The organism is uncultured Maricaulis sp. (assembly GCF_947259345.1).
Lineage (GTDB): Bacteria > Pseudomonadota > Alphaproteobacteria > Caulobacterales > Maricaulaceae > Maricaulis.
Genome location: NZ_CAMYLS010000027.1, coordinates 150,652 through 173,853 on the forward strand (window position 1 = coordinate 150,652; position 23,202 = coordinate 173,853).

Below are 23,202 nucleotides of genomic sequence, written 5' to 3' on the forward strand. Positions count from 1 at the left end.
AGCGTTAGGGATATCCGGTTAATGAGAGTTAAGCATAGCCGAAAGGACGCAGCGATGTTTGGAAAGCGACCCCAGACTGTCATGGGCCATACCATTGCCGAGCCGCGCCTGACCCTGATGGCGGTCTGGCTGGGCTTTCTCTATGTCGGCCTTCCCCTCCTCGTGATCACCGGCCTGCTCGACCTCGCCATGCAGGCCTTCTTCGGCATCTGTACCGGGCTTTGGTGTCTTCGCTGAAGCAAAGCGCCCAGCCTTCATACGAATTCGCGCGACAGGCGAGGCTGCGCATGTTTGAGTTGCTCTTCCAGAATTGGGGGAGACTGAGATGAGACGCATTCTTGCCGCTTTGGCCGTATTGACGATCGCTGCCTGCAGCGCGCCGACCGAAACATCCGACACGTCAGATGCCGAAAGCGCGGCCGTTGCACAGGCGATTTACGACGCCTTTGCCGCTGGCGACGTGCCGGCCTTTGCCGGCCTCCTCCACCCCGAGATCGTGTGGAATGAAGCCGAGAACTACCCCTATGCCGACAATAATCCCTATATCGGCCGAGACGCCGTGCTCGAAGGCGTGATCGGTCGGGTTGTGAGGGAATGGGAAGGTTTTGAGGCGGTGCCGGACAGCATGATCGCCCAAGGTGACCGTGTTGCTGTCATGGGCCGTTATACCGGCACGTTCAGCGCCACCGGCACGCCCATGGACGCTCAATTCGTCCATGTCTGGACCATCCAGGACGGCCAGGCCATCGCCTTCCAGCAATACGCGGACACCTGGCAAGCCCGCCAAGCCAGCGGTATGGATTAGTCGCAGAGCAGAGTCGGGATTGGACGCTTGTGAACCCAACGGGTTCGCCAGCGCGACCGCGCGTCGGCCGGTCAGGCCGCCTCATCGGAGACGTCCGCGCAGCGGACTGTCGCGAGACAAGAAAAATGTTGGACGTCACAAGTCGTTGGACGTTGCGCAAGTACATTCAATATCTTAGCCGAAGCGTGCGTCCAATTTGGCTAGACCAAACGTCAAATCAGTTTGGACAAAACGTCTCATTCAGCAGAACAAGTTGGATCTTCCTCTCATCGGGCAAAAAAGCGCCGCCCCAGTTGGGGGCGGCCCTTAGACGATTTGGCTGTATCGATTAGAGGTAGCGGTGAAGTTCGTGCGCACGACCCACAATTCGGTCGACGAGATGAGAGGTTTCAGACTCCGGCGAAACACCGAATCCAACACCATCAACGAGTACGAAGCCGCCACCAGGTTCCCGCCGCACTTCGGCTCCAGGCCAGATCTTCTCAGGCTCAACAGCAGCAGCGAGGATCTTCCGCAAACGGCCGCCCTCATTGACAGACCTGAACAATGCCACAAGGTCATAGCGATCAAGTGTCGGCTTGCGGGTAACTTTGAATGACCAATTCCGCGATGTCGCCTCCACTACAATCGCAGGATCAGTAATCACGCGTGCTGTTCCAGGCACCGATGCCGATGCGAACTTCTCGGTAAGTTCATCGCGCAGTACCTCAAGGGCTTGGAAGCCGGTGCGACTCTCTAGCCTAATGCCCACAAGACTGTGAACCTGTTCCCGAGAGACGAAACAAACTACACGTTTCCCATACTCGTTGATCGGCTCCACGCCTTTTTTTCTGAGCAACTTGAGCGCGCTCCGCGCAGAGCATCTCAACAACGGGGCATAATCAGCCGCCCTGGCGTAGGCGTCCTCGAATGCATCGAGAGACGCCTCGCAAATCCGTGATCGGCCAGATTCATCCTCGACAATCTTCAGGTAAGAAAGCTCAACCAGCTGGGCCAAACCGTCAGTTTCCGTTCCGAGACGTGCCTTTGCTTTCGCGAACGTGATTGCGTTCTTGATCTGGGCACCGGGCCGAAGGCGTGTCTTTTGGAAATAGGCGACCCTCGCACCATGGAAGAACGGCGCATCTTGATCATAATCGATCAGGCCAATGGTATTATTCCGAATGAGCTGTGAATAGGCTGCGGGGAGCGAGATGCCGACTTTAGCGGCAAACGACGCGAGAGGCATTCCCTTGGGGTCGAAGCCCTCGCGCCGCCCCTGGTGCGCCCGGGCGATAAAGGCTTTGATCGCGTCTTCCTGGAAATAGCGCTGCCCATCACACCGGAAGTCCATTTTGAGGGTCCCCCTGCTGACCAGCTCGTCGACCTCATCAATTGTGCAGCCCAGCTCCGCCGCGACGTGCTCCAAAGATAAAGCGGTGGCAATATAGCGCCTGACAGCATCGATGTTGTCACTACTGAGGCGATAAGCCCGTGTGTGAGCGCATCGCTGAGTCGGAACCGCCGCCGCCTCCAAAATCTTGCGCAGATATTTGCTTTCGAGCTTCAAGTCAGTAGCGACTGATTCCAAAGTCCAGGCCCCGTCCGCGCCGTCATGTTGAGACAGCCTGCCGGAGGGAGTAGCAAGACCACTACGAACCCGAACTTCGCCAAAGCAATCGCTGACCAGCGTACGCAAGCCTTCCGTTGGAATGGTGCGAGTGAGCTGCGGGGCGTAGTGGCAGCGCGAGTGATAGCGAGTCTGATCGGAATCAGGCTGCAGCCACTTAGCCTCCGCGAGAAATTTCACGATTGCGTCTCGGCCCGCAAGCAGTGACGGAAAACTGAACTGCGCCAAATTTCGGAGCTCACATGGTGTGTGCGAAGGCGATTCTATCCCTCGGTGGAGCTTGGTCAGGACGACCGCAGCCCGGAGAACGGAATGCAAGGACTGTCCAGCAAAGTGAGAAGGCTCTGCCGTCTCCACCCCCGTTACCTTGTTGAAGACGTGACGATCCAACGCGGTGGCGGGGTAGGGTATGGCGTGGTCTTGGCCAATCATTACACCCCGCTGGGTCCAGCCGGCCTCCGGGTACCGCCAATCAATCGGGTCGCCGTCGAGTCCCTCGATCAGCCTCACGTCATGGATGGGGCATGCGGCCACCGGCACGATGTCGAACCAAATCCGGATATAGCGCTCTTCCTCCAGGCAGAGCGGGCAGACCCGGCGTCGACCCTTCGAGAACGTCCGACTGGGGAGCAGATGACCGCAGATTTCATAGCCTTGAGTCGTGCGCCTGGGCGTGTTCCAGGCGAGTTCGTCGCTACCGTAGATGGGGAGTTGGTTCACAACCTCCAACTGCTCGTCGAAATCCCAGTCTAGTCCGTTCAGGCCTAGCGAGAGCAGAAAGGCCTCGGTACTGAACGCGTAGTTGGCGGTCGCTGCCCGCTGCAAAAATCCGTAAACGGGCTCGTGCGGATAGACCTCACCCGGCCAGTTCGACATGGGAAGCCTAGCGATATCCACTACGTCTTGATGGGCACTGACCATCTTATTTCCTTCCATTGCCGCGGTCATGAGAGCGACGGGTCGTTGCGGAATGGATTGAAAACCTCATTGGGGCGCTTGCGATCGTCGTATGCCTCCGCGAAATGGCAGAGTTCCAGCCTATCCGAACCGGCTTCGAGCGCGATTTCGCCCGCGGCGATCATGTAGACCTTGAGGATGCCGATACATCCTTTTGTCGCTTTGAAGAGTCGGCTCGAAAAATCCATTGAGGCAAAATCAGAGAGCTCGAACGGCATTTCCTCGTCGAACTTGTGACAAAGGACCCGAAAATGCTGGCAGTCTACGGGGTCCGTCCAGTCGTAGGGACGCAGCCGCTTGTAAGGCAGGCCGCCGCGCCCGATGAGCTGAGAATCCTCTGCGATGATCGAATAAGTCTCCGGCAGTCCGATGCAAAGGATGTTGAACTGATTGAGGTTGAGCATCTTGCGCAGCAGTTTGCGCGAAAAACTAAGCACCTTCCTGTTCTTCTCAGGGAAGAGCTCCTGAGCCTCATCAAAGATGACAAACTGAACTTCCGACCGTTGGAGTTCCCGCAGGATCGCCAGGATTAAGTTGGAGTTAGTCATCCGCAGCGAGACCTGCATGCCAAGTCCGCTGGCGATGCTGTCCAGCACTGCGCGAGCTCCGCCCTCGATGGGAGAATCGACCAGCAAAACGCTGCGCTTAATCCCATCTGCTCCGATCTCCGGCTTGTATTCCGCCAGAACTTCAGATGCGCCGTAAGTCTTACCGGTCCGGCTTTCGCCGATCAGCGCACAGATATTGCCCCGACCCGGCACTCCACCTTCGACGGGTTTGAAGAATCGCCTAATGGCCTTCGTTGCTTGCTGATGGTTGGCATGGTCAACGAAGATGTTTGTCATCTGCCTCTGACGATCCGCCGGCAGCCGTTCCTTGAAGTCACGCATCACTTCTACTCCCTGAATTGACTTGCGCGGCGAGCATGAGGATCTCGTCCATGTCGTCGCTCCCGGCAGCCGAGTTGATTTCGATCTTGGAAATTTGGGTTTCGCCGGTAGGAGGCGGTTCCAAACCGGTGGTCGGATCCGAGGTCACAAGCACAGGCTCTTCGTGGACTGCGGTCAGGGGTATGAGATCTGCTTCGCCTCCACACTGATCCTCGAATACGAGCTCGCTTACGCCCGGATGGGCACGGTTGCCGTAGAGATAGCGGGTGAGCTTGCGTTCGAGTTGCTTGCGGCGGCCCGACCGGAGGGCACCCATCCCTGCATTTATCAGGGCCGCCCTAGCCTTCCAGAGCGCTTCCGGGTCGCTGCGGTGTTCCTCCCGCATCAGCTCGTGCTCGCGGCAAAGCCGGTGCTGGAAAACAGAGAGCCCCTTGGTGTACTTCCGCCACTTGTCGACGACCGGAAGCTCGATGACCTCTTTGGCGTGATGGTTGTCGAGGTACACCTTAGAGACATCGTAGGGATCGCGGCGGACGTGGTACTTGGCTGAACAAGCCTTGGACGACTGACCTCTGTGATCGGGATGGGCGAGAATGCGATCCAGGTCAGGCGACCAGTACCTGATATGATCCCATTCAACGCCGTACTTCTGGACCGTACGCTCGGCGGTCTGCCCAGCGAGCGCGATGAAGAGCTCCTCGCTGGGAAGGCTCGGGCTGTCGAGAAGGTCCAGCTTGTCTCGCCACGCGTCGATCGGTGCCCTTGGAACCCCCGGCGCCCTGCCGAGTCCCCGGTTCGGCCGCCGATTGTAGTCCGTGACGATCCATTTGGTCGCGAGATCACGAAACTCTGACAGCGTCAAAACAGGCGCCTCCGGCTCCTCGTAATCGCGGTGCTGAACCGCGTTAGAGTGGGTCGTGCCGGGGAAGCGGTGGCTAAAGCGCGCCACTTCGCGCATGAAGCGTTCGACAAGGCCCTTGTGCCAGGGTTCACGCGGGGGAAGGCGAATGAGATTGAAGCCCAGGTCCGCAGCAGCGGCCAAGAGGTGACCGTTGGCAAACTCTCTTCCGTTGTCGATGTAGAGATTCTCAATCCGGCCCATACAAGGCCAGTCTTCGTCATTGAGGCCATCGATATGGTCAATGCGCTTCTGAAAGATTGCATTGCGCAGACCGTCTAGAACGGAAGCGTAGCCCGGGACGTCGAACGAGATCGAAAACCCGACAACCATGCGGGTGGCGCGGTCCAGAAACGCGATAAGGTAAGGACGTCCGAGAATGACGCGGTTGTCGTCGACGAGAATGAGATCCACAGGCGTAAAATCGACCTCAACCTCGCCGTAAGGGCGATCAGGCAACCCACGCGTCTGGTAGCTCTGGCAATTCTTACGCGCATAGTATGTGCCGATACGTCCCGCCTGTTTCACGAAAGGCGACACCTTCCTGCGAATCTCGCGCTCAAGCGTCGACAGGCTCGGCGGCGTCAGAAGTCCTTTCTCGTCGAGGTGTTTGAGCGGAGCGGACTCGCTATATTTCTTGCCTTCCGCCGAGCGGTTGACGTCAGAGATGTAGCTCAGTGCCTCGAGGTGAGCATCTTTTATCGAACCGCCCTGAAGGTACCGGTCGACAGCGCGATCAAGCGCGACCTTTTTCGCTTCGGGGAGCCTTGAGCCCCTTTTTCCCTTCAGGTCATGACGCGGAGCGTAAGCGGCGAGGCCGATTTCTTGGAAATGGGCGTCGTGCAAGCGCTTCCAGTTGAGCACCGAGGTAGGCGAGGGCGAGGTTTCCTCACCGCGTTCAAGGGCTTTCTCGGCGATCCGATCCTTGAGCCACTTCCGGCTTGTTCGAAATCCGGTCGGATGCTGCATCACATATTTCACGTAGTCATGTTTGAGCGCCGCGGCGGCTCGCGCGTGTGGGTCTTCCAGGTGCGGTGCCATCGGAGAAAGGGGTGGGCACATAGATGATCGGGATCGGTATTTAAGTTTCCCAGAGCCATAGAGGTCGACCAACCGAAGATCGGTTTCGATCAGCAATTCTTGTGTCTCGAGGTGAATAAGTATCCACTTGTCGCGTTGGCGCTTTTGGACAAAGTGCTCCTCACCGTTAATCCAAACACTATCGCCGACAACAAGTCTCAGCCGGGGATAGAGATTGCCATGTGGAACCTCGACTGATTTGAGGTGAGAACTGGTCATTCAGCGGCCTCATTGAACCGCACTTCAGTGTTGCGCCCATACTTTGCGCCTGAAGCGAGTACGACCTCGCCGGCAAGGCCCAAGCGCATTACCGAGCCAAAGGCCTCGGCCATCTGACAACGCGCTTCGATTGATGCTTCTTCGCAGAGTTGGCCGATGCTTGAGACGCCGCCGTGTGCTTCAAGCGTACGTCGCACCGTGTATTCACTCGACGGATCCTGCGGTGCATGCCGGTGGCGGTACATCGTCCGCGCGTTTGACAGCCTGGGCTCTGCGTAAAGGTCGCGCTCCGTCCAGACGAGCAATTCGACGCCGTGATCAAAACGATATGCTTGGCGAATAGCGGCTACTCGCGACACCCATTGGTCCGCTTCAGCGAAGTAGCTTGCCTTCGTGTCAATAGCAAAAAGGCGTTCGTCTTTATTCAAAGCGATGAAATCAGGTGTGTATTCACGCCTAACTCGCCCGCTATCATTGCTTTCCATCCAATAGAGGAGCGGATTCGGCTGGCAGACATAGTATTGAATGCGAGGGTCTACCGAAAGAAGGAGGTGGCCTAAGCTTTCGAGGTGGCTTTCAAACGGCGCGTATGAATTCAGGCATTTGGGAGTTTTGGCGAAAATCCCGTCGCGTGCGACCCAAACCTTTCCGGGCTTCCAGGTCCTCGTGGGCTCCGCGCCTTGATAGAGTCCGAGCTGGCGAAATTTTGAAGCGCGGCTTCCCCGCGGCGCGAATGTGGCTTTATCGGTCATGACCATAATTTGCGATGACGAGTAAAAATTGTCAATGTCAATTTAAGGAAGTTGACAAATTTTTTTAGTCTATGGTTAATGCTCGCGGCTGGGCAAGGACAAGAGCTGCAATGAAGTTCGAAATTGAAGAGACATTACACGGACCTAAGCGAGTTGCGGAAATGACGAGCTTGGCAATGGACGGTCAACGGAACTGGCGACACCGAGGGCACCTAGGTCCGAGCGATGGCACGCGTGGAAAAATGAGGACAAGGTCCGTCGCGGCTCTCGCGGTCCGCGCTTGGGCTTCGTCACTTGGCTTTCCGCCGCGCGAAAGTGAGCAGCTGGGCCAAGCAACAGCGGCGAGCGTATTATACGCTGCTATTATCAACTCGCCTTCGACACTGAAAGTAGAGGGGACACGCTCAGCAGTGGCCGAGTTTTTCGCGCAATATTCCGAGCACGACCATATCGCACGGGGCGTGAGCGGTCTCGGCGACACTCAGCAAGTTATCTCAATTACTTGGGCGGACAACGGCCCGCCAGAGCTCAACAAGAACGTGCCGGGAGCAAACGAGCTCGATGAAGTGATCGCGATGCGACAGTTAAATTTGATCGCACTCGGCGACTGGGTCGCTGATCAAGCTGATCATCCACTCTTTCTGATCAAAGCTCTCGACGCCTGATCTAATCCTATTGAGAGACTCATCTACTAGTGCGTTTTGGAGGGCAGGCACCTCGCCTGACGGGAAGACCACTTGGCGTTCTAAAAACTCCAACGAAATGGCTCAGAAACCTTCGATAGACGCTCAACCCTGCAAATCAATAAGCCTTCTAGGGCGGCCACCAGCTCGATGCGCCACGAGCCTCGCGCACAGCTGGTAGATCGCGCCCGCCAAATTTTACCCAGATTGAACAGGTGTCGGCTTAGGTGGGGCCGACTACGTAAAGCCCGCCCCACTTCAGCCGGGGCCCGAGAGAGCTGAAACCCTGCTATGCTTAGGCTAGGCTATCCAAAGGATTCCCATGCCTCGCGAGCTGGCTTCACTTCAAAAGCCGACCTCGGTCGCTCCGCAGTATAGCTCGTATGCTTCACGCGTAGCGAACCAGTTGGGAGATCACGGATCAAGTCAGTGTGACCGTAGGTAGGACGAAACCACTCGGAAAGCTCGAATGGGCGCAGGATCAAGGGAAACCATGGCGTCGCTCGACCAATGTCCGCCGGCGACTGAACGATACAAGGCCAGAACACCGGATCAGCATCATAGCTCCTGGCGCGGTACACCTCACCAGCGAGAAATAAGATAGATCCCTCTGCACTAGTGACATCCAGGTGACCGTCAAAATTAAAACTACGACAATCGCCCTCAATCGCCGCGATGGCTAGGACTGCCCGCTCCGTCGATTGCATGTACGGCTCGGACTGAGTGATGCGAACACTCTCGGCATCGTCTGGAAAGCGCTCGCAGCGGACCATGCGGCGGGAGATACTGCCAGGTTGCCCGAAGAAGCACGGGAAATGCTGATCCAGGGCCTGCCGCTTTCCACCGACCCATTCCGGAATGCGTCTGGGCGAGCCCGCGTGGCCAACCCACTCACTGAGCGACGCAATAGCCGTTTCTTCCGACGGCAGGCGGAGACAAAAGAGCCGCAACGGCGACCTCCATATTTTCTGAATAAGAGTTGTGATGACCATACCACAGAATTCCAATAATGCAAGAAAAACAATAAGTTCCAATTGGCAACGGCGCGGTGACAACAGGAAAGTTGAGCGAACCGACGCCCCATAGTTGTCGCCTGACAAGAAGACGCCGGCTGAAGCGCGGGCGCCGATTTGGCAACGCGATCTCCCCACTGTCGGGTCAATTCATGTAGACATGGATGTCATTGCCCGGGACACCTTGCGTTTCACACGTTCAACCAACAGCGCATCTTCCCCGGCGCTACGGGAAGAACTCGAGCATCCCGCAAATTCCAAACCAACTAGATGCGGACTATTTCAAAATGCACCTTAAACCCGCAGCTGCCAGATTGCCCATGTGATGCGGCGCGCTTCCTCATAGGCCGGTGATATCTTGTTTTGCTGGGCTTACGCTCGGGGTAAAGTCGGCGCTGGCCAACGTGCTGGCGGCTTGCTTGCGTGAGGGGTGACGCCAGTTTGCGCGTAATGCTGAAGTCCCTTCATCAACCCAGAAATGAGACCCCATGATCACACTTATTGCCGCGTCTGCCCTGATCTTCACGACAGTCGACCACCATGATCAGCCTAGCCACGATGGAAACCATCACGGGCATACCGAGGCCAGCTCGACGGTCGCGGCGGAGGTGCGGACAGCCGACGCTGATGGGCGCACTGCTGTCGTCAGTCATGAAGCTCTTACCGAGCTGGGCATGTCGGCCATGACGATGCGCTTCTCTGTAGCTGAGACCGTGGATTTCGATCTCTTCCGGCCAGGTGCACACCTGATGATTACCGTCGTGAATACTGCGGACGGGTTCCAGATCGCTGACGCCGAATTATCACACCACTGACCATGCCGGCCTCAGGGGGATGGCCGCATCCCCTTGAAAGCCAGCTCCAACCAGCGGCCCAATCCAGCCTTGCCCGCCAAGCTGGGCTTCTCGATCCAGGACCAGGACGCGGCGGAAATCAAAAGCGTAACGGGAATTGAATAAATGGCGACCTCCAGCGGGTCCGCCGCTGGATACCAGTACAGCACCACCTGCATGACGGGATAATGCCAGATATAAATACCATAGGACCAGTCGGGCAGGCGGGCGCCGGTCGGCCAGCGCCCCAGCCCTGCAAAGGCGACCGCAAACAATATGGACGCCAGTGTGAGGTTGAGAAATACCTCTGCCAAGGGATGACTGCCCAACGCAATCCAGACCGGCAATACAATTAGGGTCGGCCAAGGAAGAACCGGAATCTTTTCACGCCAAACATGAACCAGCATGCCCAGAGTGAACGCCGACGCCAGACGCAGGCCGCTCTCGATCATGGCCGGCGCATCGGACCAGAAGGACCGGACGACCAAATAAGCGGCGGTCACTCCGACAAAAAGGAAAAGTTTAGCGCCCCGCCCCCAAGGCAGCGGAGAGAAGAAAATCAGCGCAGCACCAGCATAGGCCAGCACCTCATAGCGCAAGGTCCAGAGAGTCGCCGAGAACTCGCCCGCCCAAGGATTGTCCGAGAAGATGCCTGCGGGGCCCTGGCTCGTATCAAGAAAGCCAAGTACTTGGACGGGAAAGCTCAACGTCTGCAATGAGCCGAAATAAGATGCGGCGCTCAGGTCTGTTACAACTGGACCAATGGCCAGGACGGCCAGAAGCGAAAGAGCGAGCAACGCTGGCCAGATCCGAAGCATGCGCGCCGCGGCGAACTGGAATGGATTGGATCGACGCTCGAGACTGTCGGCGATCAGAAAACCGCTCAGGACGAAAAAAGCATTTACCGCCGCATAACTGAGCGACCAGCCATTGATGACCAATGGGGGCGGCAACGTGGGCCCCTGCGTAACGATAATTGCATGTTCAGCAAGCACGGCAGCCGCCAACACCAGACGGATCGGCGTGAGCCGATTGTCGCGACCCGCGAATGCCGTCCCGATCGTTATCAAACCTGCGATGTCAGTCCCTCCATCGGCCCTTGCCAGAATACGCGGAGGACGCGCGCATCCCTCAAGCCGACGATCTGCTTAACGGCGCTTTGCCAATTCCATTCGGACCAAGCGCTGCAAACGCAAGACGAGCAAAAGCAAGCCGGCGAGCACCGTAACCAATGCAAACACCGACGCTGTGATCAGCAGGGGATTGTTGAAGTTTTCCCGCTCCTCATAGTCCATGATGTGGAGCATCCAGAAGAAGTCGAAGACGCGCCAGGTATCATTCCTGCGCGCAGTCACCATCCCTGTCTCCGGAGACACATAGATGCGCGTGCCCTCGCCATCCGCGAAATCGATCCGCCAGGCCGACCCGGAGCGACGGTATTCCCAGCTCGGTTCATCGAAGAATCGAACGGCAGCGATTTCCGGTCGATCAGCATGATCGGCGCTGGCTATCTCAATCGCCATTTCACGGGAAATCGGTGTGAGGCGTTCCCCTGTCTCGGCGTCCACGAGTACGCTCGCCCCGCTCAGTTCGGTGACACAGTAAACGACACGGCCCTGCCATACGCGCAGATCGATAGCTTCAAGCGCCCCTCCGATCGCGAGGTCAGAGAGTGCGGCCTGCACTGGCAGGACCCCTGACACATCGAGCGCCGGTGCCGTGAACTCCGCGATGTTGTGTTCCCCGCGAACCCGGTCCAGCGGCAAGGCGCTCATCACAACGCCGCCGGCAATCCATAGTACGATCTGAATTCCGACCACCAGGGCGAGCCACTTGTGAATGCGAAGGGTCCAGCGAAGCAGCACGGTCATGGGGGCCTCCGGGGCGATCTGCGAGCAATCAGAACGTCCCGTACGCAGCCCATCGGGTTATCCCTCAGGCGGAAAGCTGTCCCGCAACCGCCTGCGCGCCCGGTAGACACGCACTTCCGCAGCCTTTTCAGACAAGCCCATGACCGATCCGATTTCAGCGTGGCTCATCCCGTCGATTACGGAAAGCAAGAGCGGTGTCCGCAAACCCTCGGGCATGGCTTGGATGGCAGTATTCACGCGCGCCAGCTCATCCCGGTCAGAAACGATCCGTTCAGGTGTGGTCGGATCGACTGGCGCGGGCACCGAAGGTTCTTCCAGGCCTATCCAGTTGCGCACCGCGCGGCGGCGATGATGGTCCTTCGCCTTGTTCCGGGCGATCACAAACATCCAGGTTACGAAGGCGCGGGTCTCGTCGAAGCGGTGAAGGTTTCGGTGGATGGCGATAAAAGTGTTCTGCGCAACATCGTCGGCATCGGACCGACTGCCGAGCTGCCGTTCGAGGAAATTCACCAGCCGGGGCGCGTGGCGTTGCATCAGGCGATTGAAGGCCATTCGATCGCCCGCCCGCGCCCGGCAAGCCAATTGTTCGTCGCTGGGCGTCAGACCGGGGGCGTCAGCGTTCGGCATCAAGGGCCGCCGCCAGGCGCGCATCGAATATTTCGCGCTGCTCGACGTCCATCACGGCGCGCATGGCGAGGATGTGATTGAGCGTGGACAGCTGCAATTCGCCCATCACATCATGAAGGGCCTCTGCAGCCTCGACGACTTCCGGTGACATTTCCCGACTTTCCATCAAGGACGTGCCGATCGCGTGCCGGGCCTCTGCCAGTCGTTGGTCGAAGGCAGATTTTTCGCGAGCAAAATCCGCCTCCAAGGCCTCGATTTCCGCTTCCTGATCGCGGGTCAAATGGAGCTGGCCGTGAATCACGGCGTGAAGGCTGACCGTCACGGTATCGGAACGATTGCCTAGCTGAGCGCCCAGCCACACGCCTGCCAGTCCGCCCAGAAGCCCCAAGATTGCCGCTGTAACGCCTGCGCGCCAGATCACAGCTCAGTCCCCTCGCCCATTAGGGTTGTCAAAGGCAATTCGGCACGGGCGCCAAATACAGCGAGCAAGTCGGGCTCGCCAGACGGAGCCAGGCCAACCCCGACGACGCTACCGACCAGTAGCGCCAGAACGGCAGGTGCGGCACGGATCGCCAGGCCAGTTGATAGCCCCGAAATGTCCGGCACACGACGAGCCGGCGCTTCAAGACCGTCCCAAACATTCTTCTGGAAGCGCTCGAGGTCCAGACTTGTATGATCGGCAGCGATCCGTTCCAGGACATCATTCATGTGTTCATCGGACATCAAAGCCCTCCGTCAGGATGTGTGTAGATGGGCAAGCTTCCACCCATCTCCGGTGCGGACCAGAATAGCGGTGCCGTGGGCATCCCGTTCACGGGCCTCGCCCCGGACTTCATACTCCATCCGGATGTCGAAGGTCGCAAATGCCATTTCCTGATCAACTTGGACAGAATACCCTGACCAGTCGTACACATGGAATGTCACGTGCTCGGCGGCAAATTCGGGCACGAGATGGTGGTCGCGATATACGGCCCAACCGATATCACTGCCACTTCCCTCGAAAATGGTGAAGTCTTCTCCGTCCGCCATCACCCAGCGTTCGGCCGCCACGACATCCTCGTCCGACAGGGCACCGGAATAGTTTTCCAGAACCTGTTCGATCTCGTCCACCTCGTTCGCGAGGGCGGCTGTCGAAAGGCTCGTAGCCAAAACCATCGTCAAAGCCAAAGTACGATGCATCATCAATCTCCTTTGCGGGTCTCGAATTCGTGTCAGCCACCGAACAGGTGGCGCAAGCCGCCATGGGCGAGCGCCCCGCCAAGAAAGCCGTTGAGCATGAGGGCTGCGGCAAGTGCGAACAGCGTCAGCGAGAAGAGAAGCGCCGGCGTCTGACTGCTAGTCTTGCGCGCCCATTCCCCCAGCAGTGCAAGCCCGGCCAAGCCGACCAAAAGGCCGGTGCCGATGACCCGGTGCGCTAACATCACCCCCGTCTCGCCGGCAGCCATTGGCCCCGAATGAGCCCAACCCAGCAGGGCAGCGAGCGCTCCTGCCGCCGCGCCTGTCCAAACGAGAAAGCGGACCGTTTCCGCTCCAGCGGGCAAACGCCCAGCCAATGTGAGTGCCTGTGCGAGGGCAGCGGCGAGGATCAGGCCAATCGGGAAATGTACGGCAACCGAGTGGAAAGCACCGAGTCGCGACATGGCCCGCTCGAAAGGCGTCGAAGCGCCCCGTTCACCCCAATGGGCGTGCCCGGCCGCCGTCGTGGACAACACGTCAGCGTGATCAAGCTCATCGATATGAAGAGCTTCTTCGCCATCATGCACATGACCAGACCCATCCATCTGCATCGCAGCCGGTTCGGACGCGGGTCGCACGCTTGGCTCAGCATCTCGTGACGTGGTCGCTGGCTCAACTTGTCCGGCAGCGGGCGGATCGTGTTCCGCAGGCGGATGGCTCCACCCCCCTGCGGAAAAGCTGACCGCTGCAACGATGGCACACACCGCCATCATGCCTATTCGAAATCCGGACACGCGTATCTCCACCTTGGTTTGATGGAGATACGCACGTCCACGAGTTTTCCCTCAGCCCAAGCGGACCGACCTCAAGCGCAGGGAGTTCGTGATGACCGAGACGGAAGACAGGCTCATCGCCGCAGCCGCTATCATCGGTGACAACATGATGCCGAAGACCGGGTAGAGAATGCCAGCCGCCACCGGGACGCCAGCAGCATTGTAGACCAGGGCAAAAAACAGGTTCTCGCGGATATTGCGCATAGTCGCGAGGGCAAGCTTGCGGGCCCTGACAATGCCGGTCAGATCGCCTTTCACAAGGGTCAGGCCGGCGCTCTCAATCGCCACATCAGCGCCAGTCCCCATGGCAATGCCAACATCGGCCTGCGCAAGAGCGGGCGCGTCATTGACGCCATCGCCGGCCATGGCGACCCTGCACCCGTCCGCCTGGAGCTCTTCCACGATCCGGGCCTTGTCGCGCGGCAGTACATCAGCCCGCACATCGTTCAGCCCGAGCCTGGCCGCAACCGATCTGGCCGTGCGCTCATTGTCGCCGGTTGCCATCACCAGCCGGAATCCCAGCTTTTGAAGATCTTCAAGCGCCTGGGCCGCGCTCGGTTTGATCGGATCGACCACGCAGACCATGCCGGCCAGTTGGCCTTCAATCGCAACAAACATCACGGTCTCACCTTCGTCCCGGCGAGCATTGGCGTCGGCGGTTGCGGTCTCACTGACCGAAATGCCCGCGGCATCCATGAGCGCAGCATTGCCAAGAGCAATAGCCTTTCCGGAGACCCGGCCTGTCACGCCCTTGCCCGTGATGGCCTCGAACTGGTCGGCGACTTCCATCGTCGCCCCGCGACTCTTGGCGCCTTGTACTATGGCCTCCGCGAGTGGATGCTCGGACCCGCGCTCGAGGCTTGCGGCCATTTGCAGGACGTCATCCTCCAGATGGCCCGCGAACGCGATCACGGCCGCGAGTTCGGGGCGCCCCATGGTCAGCGTACCGGTCTTGTCGACAATCAGTGTATCAACCTTGGCGAATCGTTCGAGCGCCTCAGCATTCTTGATCAGAACTCCGGCCTGGGCGCCTCGCCCCGTTGCGGTCATCACGGACATGGGCGTGGCCAAGCCCAGTGCGCAGGGACAGGCGATGATCAAGACGGAAACGGCCGCGATAAGGCCATAGGCCGAAGCCGGTTCAGGTCCCCAGACCGACCAGGAAATGAACGCGATCGCCGCGACGACGATCACGGCCGGCACAAAACGACCCGACGCCATGTCAGCGAACTTTTGGATGGGCGCTCGGCTGCGCTGGGCATTGGCAACCATTTCCACGATCTGGCTCAACACCGTGTCTTTGCCGACCCGGCGAGCCGCAATCACAAGACTCCCATTGCCGTTGACCGTCGCCCCGGTGACCGCCTCGCCCTTGACCTTCTCGACCGGGACGGGCTCACCGGAAATCATCGATTCATCGACCGAGGACCGGCCGTCGACCACAACACCATCGGCCGGAATTTTTTCGCCCGGACGGACACGCAAATGGTCGCCCTCACGGATATGCTCGAGAGGCACTTCCTCGTCGTCCCCATCCACATTGACCCGCAATGCCGTCTTGGGCGCCAGATCCAGAAGGGCCCGGATCGCCGAACCGGTCTGTTCCCGGGCCCGCAACTCCATCAACTGCCCGAGCAGCACCAGAACGATAATCACCGCCGCCGCTTCAAAATAGACGCCCACATGACCGTTCGCGTGGCGGAAGGCGTCCGGAAATAGTCCAGGCGCCAACACCGCCACCACACTGAAAAGATAGGCCGCACCGGTTCCCATCGCGATCAGGGTGAACATGTTGAGATGACGGTTAATGACTGACTTCACGCCACGCTCGAAAAAAGGCCAACCCGACCACAGGACGACAGGTGTTGCCAGAACCAGCTCAGCCCAAGCCGCGCGGGTCTCACCCAAGGCTTCGCGCAGGAAGCCGAGACCAAGCATCGGCCCCATCGCCAGAACCAGGACCGGAAGGGTCAGGGCGGCACCGAACCAGAAGCGACGTGTGAAGTCGATTAACTCAGGATTGGGCCCCTCTTGACCGGTTGGCACCCCCATCGGCTCGAGCGCCATGCCGCAGATCGGGCAATCACCCGGCTCGTCGCGAATGATCTCGGGATCCATTGGACAGGTGTATGTCGTACCTGCCGGCATGTCTTCATACGCGTCACGATGGGCTCCGCTTAAAAAATGCTCGGGATCCTCAGCGAAACGATCATGACAGCGCTGCGAGCAGAAATGGTATGCGTCTCCCGCGTGCTCGTAGCTGGGCTTGCCGGCACCCAGCCGCACCTCCATGCCGCAGACCGGATCGGTCGCGACGGGCTGGTGATGCATATGTTCGTCGGCCTTATCTGATGTGCAATGCTGACAACTCATCGGGCAGTCCTCCTTTGGATTTCCCGGTTGTGAGGCTTCCAGTGGCTGGAAGGTCAAGCGGCACGTTTCTGATTAATCGCCGGCCAGCCCGTTCATGATCGGACAGTCTGGCCGGTCATCGCCATGACACGCCAGAACGAGACGTTGCAGCTCTGACTTGATCATCGTCATCTCGGCCAATTTCCGATCAACCTGTGCAACATGATCCATCGCCAAAGCCTTCACATCGGCACTCGCCCTCGATCGGTCTTCGTACAGCGACAGCAGAGCGCGACAGTCGTCGAGCGAAAAGCCCAGACTTCGCGCCCGACCGACAAAAGCGAGCTTGTGAACATCTGTTTCTGAGTAGACGCGGTATCCATTGTCCGCCCGCGCCGGCGCGACCAGGCCCACCTCCTCGTAATACCGCAAGGTTTTCGAGGGCAGGCCGGTCGCACGGGAGACGTCTTTCACATTCACTGCACGCCTCCTGCCACTGCGGCGGATTGTGTCGGCCCGGCCAGCCCCACACGTTTCCAGATCAGGAACGCCGCTGGAATAACCAGAAGGGTCAGGATGGTGGCGCTGGTCATACCGCCGACCATGGGTGCCGCGATCCGTCGCATCACTTCAGACCCGGTTCCATCACCGAACATGATCGGCAATAGGCCGGCAATCGTAGCAATGACAGTCATCATGATCGGGCGCACCCGCAACAGGGCCCCCTCGATCACCGCCTCGTCAATATCCGATCTGTTCAGCGGCCGGCCGTCTTCATCTGCAAGAGACTGATGGCGGGTGAGCGCTTGCTCCAGATAGACGATCATCAACACCCCGATCTCGACAGCAACGCCTGCCAGGGCAATGAAACCCACACCGACAGCGACGGAGAGATTATACCCGAGCATGTCGAGCAGCCAGACCCCGCCGACCAAAGCCAGCGGCAGCGTCCCCATGATCATCAGGACCGGGGTCAGCCTCCGGAAATTCAGGAAGAGCAGCAGCAAGATGATGACCAGGGTCACCGGAACGACCACCGCCAGCTTTGCCTGTGCCCGCTCCATGTATTCGAACTGACCGGACCAACTGATCGAATATCCCGGCGGCAATTCCATATACTCGGCCAAAGCCTGCTGGGCTTCCTCAACATAGCTCCCGATATCGACCCCATTGATATCGACATAAACCCAGCCATTGGTACGGGCATTTTCGCTGCGGATCACACCAGGGCCATCGGCGATCGAGATATCAGCAACCCGCCCCAGCGGAATCTCGGCACCGGTCGGCGTGACCACCGGCAGATCCCGGATCGAGTCCACAGAATTACGATAGTCACGCGGGTAGCGAAGATTGATGGGATAACGCTCCCGGCCCTCGACACTCTCGCCAACAGTCATGCCACCGATCGCAGTCCGAACGACATCATGGACGTCGGCGACATTCAGCCCGAACCGGGCGGCTTCCAGCCGATTGACGTCGATATCAACGAACCGGCCTCCGGTAACCCGTTCGGCATAAACCGATGCGGTTCCGTCCAGTGTCCGGATAATGGCTTCCACCTCCTCGCCAATCTCGGCAATCACATCCAGGTCCGGGCCGGCAATCTTGATACCGACAGGCGTCTTGATTCCTGTCGCCAGCATGTCGATTCGACCGCGGATCGGCATGATCCAGGCATTGGTGAGGCTGGGCACATCCACAGCGGCATCCAGTTCGGCTCGAATGTCGTCAATTGTGATGCCCGGCCTCCACTCTTCGCGCGGTCGCAGCTGGATGGTGGTCTCAATCATGGTCAACGGAGCCGGGTCTGTGGCGGTCTCGGCTCGCCCCGCCTTTCCGTGCACTGTCAGGACCTCCGGCACGGTCATGATCAGGCGGTTGGTCTGCTGCAGCAATTCGGTGACTTTGCCCGCCGACACGCCGGGGAAAGCACTCGGCATGTAGAGGATGTCACCTTCATCGAGATCCGGCATGAACTCGCTTCCCATGCGGGACAACGGCACGGCGGCACTGGCGAGCACCAGGCCGGCCGCGAGCAGCACGGCAACAGGACGGCGGATCGCAAGACCGATGAAAGGCCGATAGCCCGCGATCAAAAGGCGATTGACCGGATTCTTGTGCTCCGGCGTGATCCGGCCCCGCACAAGATAACCCATCAGAACCGGCACCAGGGTAATGGCCAGGCCGGCAGCCGCCGCCATGGCGTAGGTCTTGGTAAAGGCGAGCGGATGAAAGAGCCGCCCCTCCTGGGCTTCCAGTGCGAAGATCGGAACGAAGCTGAAGGTCACAATCAGGAGCGAAAAGAAGAGCGCCGGCCCCACTTCGACAGAGGCCTTGGTGACGATCTCCCACCGGTTTTCGCGCGTGATCGGTTCACGCTCAGCATGCTTATGCATGTTCTCGATCATGACGATCGCGGCATCCACCATGGCGCCGATGGCGATCGCTATGCCGCCCAACGACATGATATTGGCATTAATGCCTTGGGCATTCATCACGATAATCGCGGTGAGAATACCCAGCGGCAAGCTCAGGAAGATCACGAGTGACGAGCGGAAATGGAAAAGGAAAAGCGCACAAATCAGCCCCACGACAAGGAATTCTTCGATCAACTTTTCCCGCAGGGAGGACACTGCCCGTTCAATCAGGCCTGCCCGGTTGTAGGTGGTGACGATCTCCACGCCCTCGGGCAGCGAAGCGCCGAGTTCACTCAGACGCTCTTCGACGCGCTGGATGGTCGCGCGGGCATTCTCGCCATATCGCATGACGACAACGCCGCCGACCGCCTCGCCCTCGCCATTGAGCTCGCCGATGCCCCGCCGTAATTCCGGTCCAATTGTGATGTCGGCAATGTCCGACATCAGTATTGGTGTGCCGGTTTCAGTAACCGCAACCGGGATCGCTTCCAGGTCCTCGACACCCTCGATATAGCCGGATGCCCGAACCATGTACTCGGCTTCCGCCATCTCGATGACTCGGCCGCCACTTTCCTGGTTGCCCCGTTCGATCGCGGTTCGGACCGCAGAGAGTGGTATACCCAGGGCACGCAGCCGGTCGGGGTCGGCGACAACCTGGTATTGCCGCACCATGCCGCCAATCGTGGCCACCTCGGACACACCCTCGATTGTCTGGAGTTCGTATTTGAGGAACCAGTCCTGCAGTGAGCGGAGGTCGGCCAGATCGTGCTGCCCGGTCCGGTCGACCAGGGCATATTGATAGATCCAGCCAACGCCGGTTGCATCCGGCCCCAATGCCGGACGGGCCGCGTCTGGCAAGGTTGGAGCCACCTGGGACAGGTATTCCAGAACCCGGGAACGAGCCCAGTAGAGATCGGTCCCATCCTCGAAAATGACATAGACATAGCTGTCGTTGAAAAAGGAGTAGCCGCGAACTGTCACGGCGCCCGGCACCGCCAGCATGGCCGTTGTCAGTGGATAGGTGACTTGATCCTCGACGACCTGCGGAGCCTGCCCGGGGTAAGTTGTCTTGATGATGACCTGAACATCCGACAAGTCGGGAATGGCGTCCATTGGCATGCGGGAGAGCGAATACACACCACTCCCTGCCAACATGGTTGCCAGAATGAGGACGATCAGCCGATTGCCTATCGACCAACGGATAAGAGAGCCGATCATTCCTCGCCCCCAGCATCAACTGGCCGCACGACCGCAATGCCCGAAATCTGCCATTGGCCTGGCCGCGTTTCATCAATCGAAAAGCTGACATGGTCCCCTTCAGAGACCCCATCAAGCGTAACACCGTCGCCCAACTCGTAGACCATGCTCATGGCCGGCATATCGATCGCCTCGATGCGCTCATGATCGATCTCAACCATGTTGATATCGGACATCAGGGTAACGACACGGCCTTGCCCTTCGACCACGGGATCCGGCTGCGCCGCGTCCGATCTAGCTATCGAGGCGAGGCGCCACTGCCCTTCATCGTTCTGACGCAAGGTGAAGCTAACCTCATCACCCTCCGACAGGCCGTCGAGCGAAACGGCGTCCAACGTGAAAAAAGACATGCTCATCACCGGCCATCCGAGTTCCGGGATCGGATCATGTGTCAGGTCGATCATGCCGTGCGACGCCATCACACCGTCGACAACCCCTGCGCCTTGTACGATTTCCGGGGGGGCGGCGGGCGCGTCAGCCCCCGCCATGCGCAAGGCGACACCCTGAAGACTAGCTTCGGAATCGATCAGGAACTGGCTGGACACCACCACGCGCTCACCTTCCGACAGGCCAGTGAGAACCTCGACGCGTCCATCGGCCTCAGCACCCGTGCGCACTTGCGCCAGACGGTACCGGCCGTCACCCAGTGCCAGAACCACCCGCTCCGATTGACCGGTACGGATGACCGCCTCGAACGGAACTGACAGCACATTGTCGCGCGGCGACGCCTCGATGCGAACATTCACATAGGCTTCGGGGCGCAAGGCACCATCGCTGTTTGCAAAGCGCATGCGCACCGGAATGGAACGACTTCGCGGGTCCACAGTCGGGTAGAGATACTCTACCTGACCGTGCCACATCCGGCCTGGCTGGGCGCGCGACTGCAGCCGGACGCTTTGCCCTGGCTCGATCGCTGCAGCCTCATCTTCAAACAAATCCGCGACAACCCAGACCTCTCGCAGGTCCGCAATCGTCATCACCACCATGCTCGGATGAGCATGCGCGCCTTCGCGAACATTCATCTCCAGCACAACGCCTGTTCGTGGCGCGTAAACGTCAACCAATCTTTGTGGCGTGCCGCGTTGCGCGATTGAGTCAATCTGGGCCTGATTGACCCCAAGGGCTCGCAGACGCGAGCCCGCCGCCGCCACCAGGCCTGGGCGGGACACATTGACGGCTTGCAGGAATTCACTTTGAGCCGTGACAATTTCCGGCGAGTACATACGGAAAAGCAGGTCGCCCGCTTCCACCACATCACCTACAGCGGCGATGCGCAGATCCTCGATCCAGCCTTGCGCCCGCACATCAACCACAGAGGCTAGGTCATCAATGGGCCGCACATAGCCAACCGTGGCCAGGTCTTCCGCAAACCGACCCCGTGTCACATTTGCCGTCCGGACTCCGATGTTGTTCTCGACAGCCGAGGAGATGGTAATGGTGGAATCGTCCGTGGGCTCACTACCGGCATATACCGGGATCAAGTCCATACCCATGGGCGACCTGCCCGGCTCGTCCTGGCGAAAATTTGGGTCCATCGGAGCGACCCAGTAGAGAATTTCCCGCTCGTCGGATGTTGCGGCAATATCGCTTCCGCCCACAAGGCTCATGCCGAGCGCGCCAAGAGCGATCCCCGCCAACAAAGTGCCGGTACCCAGAAGGATTGTACGCGGGGTCATTGGACGTCTCCCGTCAGGAACAGGATCCGGCTATGCGCCTGCAACGCGTCAACGCGGGTCCGGATCAAGGTCAGCTCGATATCCAGCAAGGCGAGCTCGGAGCGCACGAGTTCGGCAAAGTCTGCCTGCTCGTTTTCGTAGGCTGCAAGGACGGCTGCCGTTGTTTCACGCGCGCGCTCCAGCACACCCGTTTCATAAATCATGGCCGTTTCGTTGAGGCGCTGGAAGCGTATCCAGTCTTCATCCAGTTGTCGGCGCAGATCGAGCAGCAACGCTCGACGGTCCAGCTCTTCGGCGGAACGCATCTGACGGGCTCCAGCCACGCTTTCATCCTGCCGCCGCTGACTGAAAATGGGCATTTGCACGCTCACACCGATGCTGGCGACGTCCGACCGGCTGCCTCGCACGCCATATCCGGCATCCACACTCCAGACCGGATTGTAGGCCTCCAGTGCCAGATCGATCTCCCGCTCGCTTGCCTCGATCCGGGCGTTTCGTGACATCACGGACGGATGTCTGGCCAAGGCATCCAAAGCCTCGTCGCCCCCGGGCAATGCCGGCAGGACAGGTAATCGCGGCAGCATGTCTCGTCCTGCTGCGGCAGCGCCGACATAACGCGCCAACTGCGCCCGGGCTGTTCCAATTTGCCGATCGATCTCAATTTGCCTGGCATCCAGCAATGCGGTTTCCAGGTCCACGCGGATGACGTCATGGGAATTGCCTCGCCCGCTGGCAAACAGGGCCGTAGCCACCTCGCTGAGCTGTCGGATCTCTTCGCGCCGGGCCCGCGTCAATTCACCTGCCTGTTCCCAGTAATAGGCTTCCAGCCAGGCCAGACGGACTGATCGTGTGATCAATCGCTGTTCCAACCCGCCAAGGGCCAGAACGCCCTGGGCCTGCGCCCGCTGCCGCTCTCGCTGCAGGTGACGGCTCGCGTTGCTGGGTATGACCTGCCGCACGCCGACCTGCATCTGGGTCATCGCTTCACTGTTGGGGTCTAGATTGCTGAGGGGGAGGTTGGCGAGGCCAACCCGCAACGTCGGATCCGGCAGAGCCATGGCCGCCTCGCCGGCACGCTCGAGCGCTACGGCACGCGATCTCAAACTCCCAATGGCCGGGTCTTCGGTTTGGCCGGCGATCAACACGGCCTCCGCCAAGCTGAGCGGAGAGGGTTCAGAAGCAGGTTGCGCAATCGCAGTTGAAAGCTGAAGCGCAGCCGCAAATGCGGCAATGGCGGGCATGGACATGAATGTC

General features: G+C 59.4%; 20 protein-coding genes. 4 read left to right on the forward strand and 16 right to left on the reverse strand.

Annotation, left to right across the window (positions count from 1 at the left end; genetic code table 11):
• Positions 1-54: 54 nt before the first annotated feature.
• Together Q0X62_RS12295 and Q0X62_RS12300 are read left to right on the forward strand one after the other, a co-directional pair.
• Positions 55-237 (forward strand): hypothetical protein, encoded by a 183-nt coding sequence (locus tag Q0X62_RS12295; RefSeq protein ID WP_297736155.1) that lies wholly within the window; start codon positions 55-57, stop codon positions 235-237.
• 88 nt (positions 238-325) lie between these two features.
• Positions 326-805, forward strand: a complete 480-nt coding sequence (locus Q0X62_RS12300; protein ID WP_297736158.1) for a nuclear transport factor 2 family protein — start codon at positions 326-328, stop codon at positions 803-805.
• 328 nt (positions 806-1,133) lie between these two features.
• Here Q0X62_RS12300 and Q0X62_RS12305 read toward each other — a convergent pair whose 3' ends face one another.
• The 4 genes from Q0X62_RS12305 to Q0X62_RS12320 all read right to left on the reverse strand — a co-directional run bounded on the left by Q0X62_RS12305 (position 1,134) and on the right by Q0X62_RS12320 (position 7,210).
• Positions 1,134-3,290, reverse strand: a complete 2,157-nt coding sequence (locus tag Q0X62_RS12305; RefSeq protein ID WP_170150444.1) for a TniQ family protein — start codon at positions 3,288-3,290, stop codon at positions 1,134-1,136.
• A gap of 68 nt (positions 3,291-3,358) precedes the next feature.
• A complete protein-coding gene (locus Q0X62_RS12310; RefSeq protein WP_121211494.1) occupies positions 3,359-4,261 on the reverse strand; it encodes an ATP-binding protein in 903 nt (300 codons plus the stop codon).
• Positions 4,254-6,458: a Mu transposase C-terminal domain-containing protein gene (locus tag Q0X62_RS12315; RefSeq protein ID WP_297736167.1), complete on the reverse strand. Its 2,205-nt coding sequence runs from the start codon at positions 6,456-6,458 to the stop codon at positions 4,254-4,256. The genes Q0X62_RS12310 and Q0X62_RS12315 overlap by 8 nt, the downstream gene beginning before the upstream one ends.
• Positions 6,455-7,210, reverse strand: a complete 756-nt coding sequence (locus tag Q0X62_RS12320) for a hypothetical protein (protein WP_297736170.1) — start codon at positions 7,208-7,210, stop codon at positions 6,455-6,457. Before Q0X62_RS12320 ends, Q0X62_RS12315 begins: the two co-directional genes overlap by 4 nt.
• 410 nt (positions 7,211-7,620) lie before the next feature.
• Between Q0X62_RS12320 and Q0X62_RS12325 the strand changes: the two genes are divergently transcribed.
• Both Q0X62_RS12325 and Q0X62_RS12330 read left to right on the forward strand, forming a co-directional pair.
• Positions 7,621-7,875, forward strand: a complete 255-nt coding sequence (locus Q0X62_RS12325) for a hypothetical protein (protein ID WP_047158062.1) — start codon at positions 7,621-7,623, stop codon at positions 7,873-7,875.
• Positions 7,876-9,394: 1,519 nt separating this feature from the next.
• On the forward strand, positions 9,395-9,721 hold the full coding sequence (locus Q0X62_RS12330; protein ID WP_121211487.1) for a copper-binding protein: 327 nt from the start codon (positions 9,395-9,397) through the stop codon (positions 9,719-9,721).
• Positions 9,722-9,732: 11 nt separating this feature from the next.
• Here the strand turns inward: Q0X62_RS12330 and Q0X62_RS12335 are convergent, their stop codons facing one another.
• From Q0X62_RS12335 to Q0X62_RS12390, 12 genes are all read right to left on the reverse strand, one after another.
• The gene (locus Q0X62_RS12335) at positions 9,733-10,749 is read right to left on the reverse strand and encodes an acyltransferase (RefSeq protein ID WP_267896459.1); all 1,017 of its coding nucleotides are present in this window, start codon (positions 10,747-10,749) and stop codon (positions 9,733-9,735) included.
• Between the two features lie 138 nt (positions 10,750-10,887).
• Positions 10,888-11,610 (reverse strand): PepSY domain-containing protein, encoded by a 723-nt coding sequence (locus Q0X62_RS12340; protein ID WP_121211483.1) that lies wholly within the window; start codon positions 11,608-11,610, stop codon positions 10,888-10,890.
• A 57-nt stretch (positions 11,611-11,667) separates the two neighbouring features.
• Positions 11,668-12,237 (reverse strand): RNA polymerase sigma factor, encoded by a 570-nt coding sequence (locus Q0X62_RS12345; protein WP_170150442.1) that lies wholly within the window; start codon positions 12,235-12,237, stop codon positions 11,668-11,670.
• Positions 12,224-12,658: a periplasmic heavy metal sensor gene (locus Q0X62_RS12350; RefSeq protein ID WP_121211479.1), complete on the reverse strand. Its 435-nt coding sequence runs from the start codon at positions 12,656-12,658 to the stop codon at positions 12,224-12,226. Before Q0X62_RS12350 ends, Q0X62_RS12345 begins: the two co-directional genes overlap by 14 nt.
• Positions 12,655-12,960, reverse strand: a complete 306-nt coding sequence (locus tag Q0X62_RS12355; protein WP_121211477.1) for a hypothetical protein — start codon at positions 12,958-12,960, stop codon at positions 12,655-12,657. The genes Q0X62_RS12350 and Q0X62_RS12355 overlap by 4 nt, the downstream gene beginning before the upstream one ends.
• A gap of 12 nt (positions 12,961-12,972) precedes the next feature.
• The gene (locus Q0X62_RS12360; protein ID WP_158025552.1) at positions 12,973-13,416 is read right to left on the reverse strand and encodes a nuclear transport factor 2 family protein; all 444 of its coding nucleotides are present in this window, start codon (positions 13,414-13,416) and stop codon (positions 12,973-12,975) included.
• Positions 13,417-13,448: 32 nt separating this feature from the next.
• The gene (locus Q0X62_RS12365; RefSeq protein WP_143742905.1) at positions 13,449-14,051 is read right to left on the reverse strand and encodes a DUF2231 domain-containing protein; all 603 of its coding nucleotides are present in this window, start codon (positions 14,049-14,051) and stop codon (positions 13,449-13,451) included.
• Positions 14,052-14,258: 207 nt separating this feature from the next.
• Positions 14,259-16,577: a heavy metal translocating P-type ATPase gene (locus Q0X62_RS12370; protein ID WP_297736200.1), complete on the reverse strand. Its 2,319-nt coding sequence runs from the start codon at positions 16,575-16,577 to the stop codon at positions 14,259-14,261.
• A 114-nt stretch (positions 16,578-16,691) separates the two neighbouring features.
• Positions 16,692-17,078: a Cu(I)-responsive transcriptional regulator gene (gene cueR, locus Q0X62_RS12375; protein ID WP_075189177.1), complete on the reverse strand. Its 387-nt coding sequence runs from the start codon at positions 17,076-17,078 to the stop codon at positions 16,692-16,694.
• Positions 17,075-20,233 carry a CusA/CzcA family heavy metal efflux RND transporter gene (locus tag Q0X62_RS12380; protein ID WP_121211470.1) on the reverse strand — a complete coding sequence of 1,053 codons (3,159 nt, stop codon included), beginning with the start codon at positions 20,231-20,233 and terminating at the stop codon, positions 17,075-17,077. The genes cueR and Q0X62_RS12380 overlap by 4 nt, the downstream gene beginning before the upstream one ends.
• A complete protein-coding gene (locus Q0X62_RS12385; protein ID WP_083634987.1) occupies positions 20,230-21,948 on the reverse strand; it encodes an efflux RND transporter periplasmic adaptor subunit in 1,719 nt (572 codons plus the stop codon). Before Q0X62_RS12385 ends, Q0X62_RS12380 begins: the two co-directional genes overlap by 4 nt.
• On the reverse strand, positions 21,945-23,195 hold the full coding sequence (locus tag Q0X62_RS12390) for a TolC family protein (RefSeq protein ID WP_075189180.1): 1,251 nt from the start codon (positions 23,193-23,195) through the stop codon (positions 21,945-21,947). The genes Q0X62_RS12385 and Q0X62_RS12390 overlap by 4 nt, the downstream gene beginning before the upstream one ends.
• Positions 23,196-23,202 lie beyond the last annotated feature (7 nt).

Coding starts and splice junctions, on each gene's coding strand:
- Q0X62_RS12355 (WP_121211477.1), bottom strand. CDS start 12,960: ATGTCCGATGAACACATGAATGATGTCCTGGAACGGATCGCTGCCGAT.
- Q0X62_RS12300 (WP_297736158.1), top strand. CDS start 326: ATGAGACGCATTCTTGCCGCTTTGGCCGTATTGACGATCGCTGCCTGC.
- Q0X62_RS12390 (WP_075189180.1), bottom strand. CDS start 23,195: ATGTCCATGCCCGCCATTGCCGCATTTGCGGCTGCGCTTCAGCTTTCA.
- Q0X62_RS12295 (WP_297736155.1), top strand. CDS start 55: ATGTTTGGAAAGCGACCCCAGACTGTCATGGGCCATACCATTGCCGAG.
- Q0X62_RS12315 (WP_297736167.1), bottom strand. CDS start 6,458: ATGACCAGTTCTCACCTCAAATCAGTCGAGGTTCCACATGGCAATCTC.
- Q0X62_RS12340 (WP_121211483.1), bottom strand. CDS start 11,610: ATGACCGTGCTGCTTCGCTGGACCCTTCGCATTCACAAGTGGCTCGCC.
- Q0X62_RS12380 (WP_121211470.1), bottom strand. CDS start 20,233: ATGATCGGCTCTCTTATCCGTTGGTCGATAGGCAATCGGCTGATCGTC.
- Q0X62_RS12370 (WP_297736200.1), bottom strand. CDS start 16,577: ATGCATCACCAGCCCGTCGCGACCGATCCGGTCTGCGGCATGGAGGTG.
- Q0X62_RS12385 (WP_083634987.1), bottom strand. CDS start 21,948: ATGACCCCGCGTACAATCCTTCTGGGTACCGGCACTTTGTTGGCGGGG.
- Q0X62_RS12305 (WP_170150444.1), bottom strand. CDS start 3,290: ATGTCGAACTGGCCGGGTGAGGTCTATCCGCACGAGCCCGTTTACGGA.
- Q0X62_RS12320 (WP_297736170.1), bottom strand. CDS start 7,210: ATGACCGATAAAGCCACATTCGCGCCGCGGGGAAGCCGCGCTTCAAAA.
- Q0X62_RS12310 (WP_121211494.1), bottom strand. CDS start 4,261: ATGCGTGACTTCAAGGAACGGCTGCCGGCGGATCGTCAGAGGCAGATG.
- Q0X62_RS12330 (WP_121211487.1), top strand. CDS start 9,395: ATGATCACACTTATTGCCGCGTCTGCCCTGATCTTCACGACAGTCGAC.
- Q0X62_RS12360 (WP_158025552.1), bottom strand. CDS start 13,416: ATGCATCGTACTTTGGCTTTGACGATGGTTTTGGCTACGAGCCTTTCG.
- Q0X62_RS12345 (WP_170150442.1), bottom strand. CDS start 12,237: ATGCCGAACGCTGACGCCCCCGGTCTGACGCCCAGCGACGAACAATTG.